Raw genomic sequence first — 6,007 nt, forward strand, 5'->3', positions numbered from 1 at the left:
CCCCCGCCGCCGATCCGCTGCTGCTCGCGGCGGCCGTGCAGGACGCGGTGGCGGAAGCGGTGTGGAGCGCGGTGGGGGCCTAACCGTCCCGTGCCAGCGCCGGAAGCTGCTGCCGCTCCGGGTACAGCACGTGGTTCGCCGCCTGCGCCGCCTGCGCGCCCTCGTGCACGGCGCTCGCCACCTGATGCCCGTGTTTGTTCGTCACGTCGCCCGCCGCGAAGAACGTCTCCAGGTTCGTCTGGTTCTTCTCGTTGATGCGGACGTGCCCGTTGCGGGCGAGGTCCACCCCGAGCTCCGCGATGGCGGCGGTGTTGGGGCGGCTGCCGTACAGGCTGAACAGCAGGTCCGCCTCCAGCCGCTCCCCGTCCGCGAGGAGCACCTCGCGCAGCTCGTTCTCCCGCACCACCGCGCGGCGCACCCGGCCCCGCACGAGCCGCACGCCGTCCTGCCTGAGCTTCTGGAGGGCGCGCGCGGAGAGCTCGTCGTGGTCGGGGTCCACGACCATCGTGAGGTGCGGCGTGTACGTCAGGAACTGCAGCACCGTGCCCGCCGCGTGATCGTCGTTGCCGAGCAGCACCACCCGGCGGTCCAGGGTGCGCCAGCCGTCGCACACGATGCACCAGAACAGCTGCTTCCCCACGAGGCGCCGCGCGCCCGGGAAGTCCGGCCACAGGTCACGCACGCCCGCCGCCCAGATCACCGTGCGGGCCCGCAGGGGCTCGCCGCGCGCCACCGTGAGCGTGTAGAGCTCCCCATCGTGCGTGACGCGTTCCACCTCGTCCGCGCAGAGCTCCACCCCGAAGCGTTCCGCCTGCGCCACCCCGAGGTGATGCAGACGGCGCGCGCTCACCCCGCGTGGAAAGCCGAGGTAGTTCTCGTTGCGCTGCCCGTACGACCAGCGGCCCCGCCCCGAATCCACCAGCAGCACCTTCCGGCGGAAACGCCCCATGTACACGGCGGCCGAGAGCCCGGCCGGCCCCGCCCCGACGATCACGCAGTCCCACGTCATGGCGTGAGTACAGCACCCGCGCCCCCACGGACAGATGAGCCACGACGCTGCCCGTACCCGCCAAAAGGCTCATGCCGCCATGCAAAGAGCGCGCGCACACTGTCTTCATGAACCTGGGACCCGACCTGCGGCTCACGCCCTTCGACGTGCGCGCGGCCACCGACGAGCAGCTCCGCGACCTGTACGACCTCTTCGAGGAACTGCGCCGCGAGCAGCACCCGCACGACCCGCCCGACAGCCTCGCCGCGCTCACCGCGAACCTGCGCGGGCTGCCCGACGTGATCGAACTGCGCGCCTGGGACGTTCACGACGACGCGGGCCGCCTCGTGGCGTCCGCGCACGTCAGCTGGCTGCGCGCCGAGACGAACCGCCACGTCGCGGACTTCGAGATCGTCGTGCGGCCCGCCTGGAGACGTCGTGGCATCGGACGGACGCTCCTCGGGCTCGTGACGCGGACCGCCCGCGAGGACGGCCGCACGCTGCTCCTCACGAACGCCACGGACCTCGTGCCCGCCTCGTTCGACACGCTCCGCGCGGCCGGAGCGACCGAGGGCCTCGTGAACCACGTCAACGAGCTCGACCTCGCCACGCTCGACCACGCCCTGCTGGAGGACTGGACGCGCCGCGCCGGGGAGCGCGCCGCCGACCACGAACTGCTCGTCTGGGACGACGGCCACCCCGAGGAGCACCTGCAGGCCTGGGTGGATCTGATGAAGGTCATGAACACCGCCCCGCGCGGCGACCTCCAGACGGACGACTGGGAACCCACCGTGGAGCTTCAGCGCGCCTGGGACGAGAGCTTCCGCGCCAGCGGACGCCGCCGCCTCACCAGCGTCGTCCGTCACCGCCCCACGGGCCGTCTCGACGGCTTCAGCGAGCTGTGGTGGCACCCCGACCGCGCCGCCATCGTCCATCAGAGCGGCACGGGCGTCCGCACCGACACGCGCGGGCTGGGCCTCGGTCGCTGGCTCAAGGCGGAGAACCTGCGCCGCCTGCTCGCCGCGAACGGTGACGCGCGCGTCGTGCGGACCACCAACGCGAAGGTCAACGAGGCGATGCTCTCCATCAACACCGAGCTGGGCTTCCGACCGTCGCACACGCACGTCATCTGGCAGCTGCCCGTCGAGCGCGCCGAGGCGTTCCTCGCGGCGCGCGTCTAGCGCTTGCCGTTACAGCTCCACCACACGGTACCCGTACGCGTTCACGACGCGGGTGCCGTCCTCGCTGTACTCGATCTTCTTGCCCTCGTACTCGTGGATGTGCCCGTGCACCACGAGCCGGGGGTGGTGCCGCGCGATGAAGCGCGTGATGGCCGCGCAGCCCCGGTGCGCGAAGTCCTGCCCCGCGTGCGGCCCCTCCGGCGGCGCGTGCGTCAGCAGCACGTCCAGCGGACGGCCCCGCAGCCGCCAGCCCAGCAGGCCCAGACCCACATTCGCCTCATACGTCCCGTACTGCCCGCTGCCGCCCTCGCGGTAGCGGGGCACGCCGCCCCAGCCCGCCACGCGCAGTCCCGCCACGTCCAGGATGCGGCGGTGCGCGTTGATCACGCCGCGCGGCTCGCGGACCTGCCCGTCGCCCTCGTTCACGAACTCGTTCGCGTGGTTGCCGTGCACGTACACCACCGGCACCGCCATCTTCGTCGCGAGGAACTCCAGGTAGTAGCCCGGCACGTCCCCCGCGACCAGCACGAGGTCCACGTCCGGCACGCCCTGCGGGAAGCCCTCGCGGTACACGAAGGGATGCACGAAGTCCGCCAGCAGCAGCAGACGCTTCGTGGGCCGCGCCTCCGCCCGGCCGTCACCGGCAGGGGAGACGGCGCCGCCCGGGGCGGTCTCGGTGAGGGACGGCTTCACGATCGACTTCAAGGCTACCGCCCACTATTCCGCAGGCCCGACGCGCCGCGCAAGGGCGCGCGCACGATTTCCCACGTCCCCTCAAGGAGCGCCCCATGTACCTCCGGACCGACCGCCTGATCCTGCTGTCCACGCCCCTGCACGTCATCCTGGAGCGCCTGGAGCGCGACGACTTCCACGCCGACGTCCTCACGCCCGAAGGTCCCCTGCGCGTCCGCTTCCCGCCCGAGTGGCCCGGCGCGATCCTCCCGTTCTTCCCGACCTGGGCCGAACACTACGACCCCCGGCACGAGGAGTGGGGCGGCGTCATCGTGGAGCGCGCCACCTCCACCGCCGTCGGGCAGATGGGCTTCAAGGGACGCCCCGACGCGCGCGGCGACGCCGAGTTCGGCTACGGCCTCGGCCCCACGTGGTGGGGACGCGGGTACGCCACCGAGATGGCGCGGGCGCTCGTCACGTGGGGCCTCGCGCAGCCGGGCGTGCGGCGCGTCACCGCCGAGACCCTCCCCGACAACGCCGCGTCCATTCGCGTGCTCGAAAAGGCGGGCCTGCGACTCGTCGGCGAACGCGTCGACCCCGAGGACGGACGGCTGCTGCGCTGGGCCACGAAGGAAGACTAGGGAGCGGTCCGGGCGTCCGGGCCAGGGGCGTTGTCGTGTCCGCTCGGGCCTTCGGGTGGCCGACGAGTGTTCAGTCTTCGCCGGCGCGGGGGGCCGCGCCGTCCGGGCGTGGGTCGTCCTCGCGTCCCTGTTCGTACCGGGCCTTGTGCTCCGCCATCAGCCTTCTGTACTCGGGGTTCACGCGCGCCTCGTCCCAGCGGGCCTTGAAGATCGCGGCGGACTCCGCCTTCACGGGATCGAAGCCGCGCGGCAGCTCCTCGCCCGTCGCGGGGTCGTACTTGCGGCCCCCCTTGTGGTTGCTGTAGCGCCGCGCGCGCGTGTAGCCCATCTGGAGGAACTTGCGGGCCATGTCGGCGCCCACGAAGTCCCCTGCGCGCAGGTAGTCGAGGAACATCGCGAAGATGCGTTCGCTGCTCCCCCGCGCCACGTCGGGCGTCGCGAAGCGCCAGTGCGGCAGGATCTCGCTGCGGTAGGGCTCCACGACCAGCACGCCCTGCTCCCCGACGCCCACCCGGTACAGGTCCGGGCGGGCGCGCAGGTCCAGATTCCTGTAGTCGAGGGAGTAGTCGAAGCCCTTGTGGCGCGTCGTGAGCCTCACCGAGCGGGACTCGAGCTTCGTGCGGGGCACGGTCGTCAGTTCAGGCGGCCGTCGTCGAGGATCGCCTGCAGCATCCAGCGGTGCTCGTCGTGACGGTGCAGCAGCCCGTTGTAGATGTCGGCCGTGGCGGGATCGTCCGCGTCGTCGCAGGCCTTGGAGTCGTCGCGCATCTTCCTCGTGAGGTTCGTGTGGTCCTCCACGAGCTGTTCGAGCTGCTCGCGCGCGTCGCGGATCGTCTCGGTGGGCACGCGGACCGTGGAGAGGCGGTCGATGTCGGTGGGCGCCGCGACGGGGCTGCCGCCCAGCATCACGAGCCGCTCGGCGAGCACGTCGATGGACTCGAACACCTCGGCCGCCATCTCGTCGTACGCGAGGTGCAGGTCGCGGAACATGCGTCCGCGGATGTCCCAGTGGAACTTCTTGAACTTCAGGTACAGGCTGACGCTCGTCGCGAGGTTGCGCTGCAGCGTCTCCGCGACCGTGGAGAACTCCTGCTCCTCCAGGTAGTTGTGGTCGACGAGCTGGTTGAATTCCATGTCCTGCGGACGCTCCGGGTTCCGGTGCGCGGCGTCCGTGTGGGCCTGGGCGTTCGAGACGCTCGAGGCGCCCTGCGTCTGCGCGGCGCCCGCGTCCGCCGCTCCGGCCTTGCCCCTGCCGCTCCTGCCGTTCGCCTTCGTGCCGCTCTCGGTGCGCTTCGTCATGCCCCACGCTACGCACCGCGCCGCGCGCCCGGCGTGAGGCGCGCGTTACGACGCCTTCACCCCGAACTCCAGCCGGTTGTCCCGCACCACCATCTCCACGGCGCCCACCTCCAGCAGCTCCACGAGGTGCGCGCTCACGACGCTGCGGTTGAGCACCACCGACGCCGCGTTCGTCATGGTCACGCCCAGCGCGCCGCACACGCGCCGCAGGAGTTCGTCGACGCTGGCGGGCTCCCGGCACGCCTCCCGCACCGCGTCCGTGACGCGCTCCATCGCCGCGAGGTTCGCCGCGACGAGTCCCGCGAGGTCCTCCGTGGGCTCGCCGTGGCCGGGCAGCACCACCCGCACGCCGGAGAGCGCCCCGAGCCGCGCGGCGCTCTCCTTCATGAGGGCGCTGTCCACGCAGAAGGTCAGCGGGTGCTTCTCCAGCGAGTCCGGCCCGAACAGCGCGTCCGACGCGAACAGCACGTCCCCGACGCGGACGGCGAACATCATGCTGGCGTGCCCCGCCACCTCGATCAGTTCCACCGTGACGCTCCCGAAGCGCGCGAGGCCCGGCTCGGGCGCGAGCCGCGCGTTCGACGCGGGCCCCATCAGGAACTTGCCGCGCAGCTCGCGCGGCGGGCGCGCGCCGAACAGGTACAGCGGCTCCAGCACGGGGTAGCGCAGGATCGCCTCCTCCAGGGGCGGCGCGAAGACCTTGAGTTCCGGAAGGCGCTTCTCCAGGAAGGCGTTGCCCCCGTAGTGGTCCGCGTGGCTGTGCGTGCACAGCAGCGCGCTGAGGGTGAGGCCGCGCGCCTCCACCGCCCGCAGGAGCTTCCTCGCGTGGGACTCGTCGAGACCGCTGTCCACGAGAAGCGCGCCGCCCCGCCCGTCCTCCACGACGAGCTGGTTCACCGCGCCAGGGAAGGAGTGCACGCCGGGCCCGAGCGTCACGAGATCGTTCGCCATGCGTCCCATCCTTCCACACCGCCCGGCGGGTAGGCCGTTCGGCGGGCCGGGCACCACTTTCGGACGACGACACCCGCGCCGCGCCCGCCTAGGCTGGACCCATGAGAAGCAACGTGCTGCTGGCCTCCATCCTGATCGCGCTCGGCGCGCTGTTCCTGCTGGGCGAGTACGGCCCCGGCCTTCCCCTGGACGCCGTGTGGGCGGGCGCGGCGCGCGCGTGGCCCCTCGTGCTCGTCGCGATCGGCCTGTCCCTGCTGGGGCGCGGGCGCCGCTGG

At 72.2% G+C, this 6,007-nt stretch carries 8 protein-coding genes; 3 read left to right on the forward strand and 5 right to left on the reverse strand.

Annotated features, from left to right (window positions below; genetic code table 11):
• Positions 1 to 79: 79 nt before the first annotated feature.
• Positions 80 to 1,009, reverse strand: a complete 930-nt coding sequence (locus DEIPI_RS0104020; RefSeq protein WP_027480933.1) for an NAD(P)/FAD-dependent oxidoreductase — start codon at positions 1,007 to 1,009, stop codon at positions 80 to 82.
• Between the two features lie 107 nt (positions 1,010 to 1,116).
• Here DEIPI_RS0104020 and DEIPI_RS28355 point away from each other — a divergent pair, with 107 nt between their 5' ends.
• On the forward strand, positions 1,117 to 2,169 hold the full coding sequence (locus DEIPI_RS28355; RefSeq protein WP_052351606.1) for a GNAT family N-acetyltransferase: 1,053 nt from the start codon (positions 1,117 to 1,119) through the stop codon (positions 2,167 to 2,169).
• A gap of 9 nt (positions 2,170 to 2,178) precedes the next feature.
• On the opposite strand, the gene DEIPI_RS0104030 is transcribed toward DEIPI_RS28355, so the two are convergent.
• Positions 2,179 to 2,862, reverse strand: a complete 684-nt coding sequence (locus tag DEIPI_RS0104030) for a metallophosphoesterase family protein (protein WP_425387832.1) — start codon at positions 2,860 to 2,862, stop codon at positions 2,179 to 2,181.
• A 95-nt stretch (positions 2,863 to 2,957) separates the two neighbouring features.
• On the opposite strand from DEIPI_RS0104030, the gene DEIPI_RS0104035 reads away from it, so the two are divergent.
• Positions 2,958 to 3,482, forward strand: coding sequence for a GNAT family N-acetyltransferase (locus DEIPI_RS0104035; protein WP_027480935.1), 525 nt, complete (start codon positions 2,958 to 2,960; stop codon positions 3,480 to 3,482).
• A gap of 70 nt (positions 3,483 to 3,552) precedes the next feature.
• Here the strand turns inward: DEIPI_RS0104035 and DEIPI_RS28360 are convergent, their stop codons facing one another.
• Genes DEIPI_RS28360 through DEIPI_RS0104050 form a run of 3 tightly spaced genes read right to left on the reverse strand, consistent with a single transcriptional unit; the run spans position 3,553 to position 5,732 of the window.
• A complete protein-coding gene (locus DEIPI_RS28360) occupies positions 3,553 to 4,110 on the reverse strand; it encodes a DUF4385 domain-containing protein (RefSeq protein ID WP_245588507.1) in 558 nt (185 codons plus the stop codon).
• 5 nt (positions 4,111 to 4,115) lie between these two features.
• Positions 4,116 to 4,781, reverse strand: a complete 666-nt coding sequence (locus tag DEIPI_RS0104045; protein WP_027480936.1) for a Dps family protein — start codon at positions 4,779 to 4,781, stop codon at positions 4,116 to 4,118.
• Positions 4,782 to 4,826: 45 nt separating this feature from the next.
• Positions 4,827 to 5,732, reverse strand: coding sequence for an MBL fold metallo-hydrolase (locus tag DEIPI_RS0104050; RefSeq protein ID WP_027480937.1), 906 nt, complete (start codon positions 5,730 to 5,732; stop codon positions 4,827 to 4,829).
• Positions 5,733 to 5,833: 101 nt separating this feature from the next.
• On the opposite strand from DEIPI_RS0104050, the gene DEIPI_RS42180 reads away from it, so the two are divergent.
• Positions 5,834 to 6,007 (forward strand): LiaI-LiaF-like domain-containing protein (locus tag DEIPI_RS42180; protein ID WP_425387833.1); only part of this gene is annotated, 174 nt, incomplete at its 3' end.

The organism is Deinococcus pimensis DSM 21231 (assembly GCF_000519345.1).
Taxonomy (GTDB): Bacteria; Deinococcota; Deinococci; order Deinococcales; family Deinococcaceae; genus Deinococcus_A; species Deinococcus_A pimensis.

What these genes read in the sequence shown, in the direction of transcription:
- DEIPI_RS28355 (WP_052351606.1), top strand. Translation starts at nt 1,117, where the DNA reads ATGAACCTGGGACCCGACCTGCGGCTCACGCCCTTCGACGTGCGCGCG.
- DEIPI_RS0104035 (WP_027480935.1), top strand. Translation starts at nt 2,958, where the DNA reads ATGTACCTCCGGACCGACCGCCTGATCCTGCTGTCCACGCCCCTGCAC.
- DEIPI_RS0104050 (WP_027480937.1), bottom strand. Translation starts at nt 5,732, where the DNA reads ATGGCGAACGATCTCGTGACGCTCGGGCCCGGCGTGCACTCCTTCCCT.
- DEIPI_RS0104045 (WP_027480936.1), bottom strand. Translation starts at nt 4,781, where the DNA reads ATGACGAAGCGCACCGAGAGCGGCACGAAGGCGAACGGCAGGAGCGGC.
- DEIPI_RS0104020 (WP_027480933.1), bottom strand. Translation starts at nt 1,009, where the DNA reads ATGACGTGGGACTGCGTGATCGTCGGGGCGGGGCCGGCCGGGCTCTCG.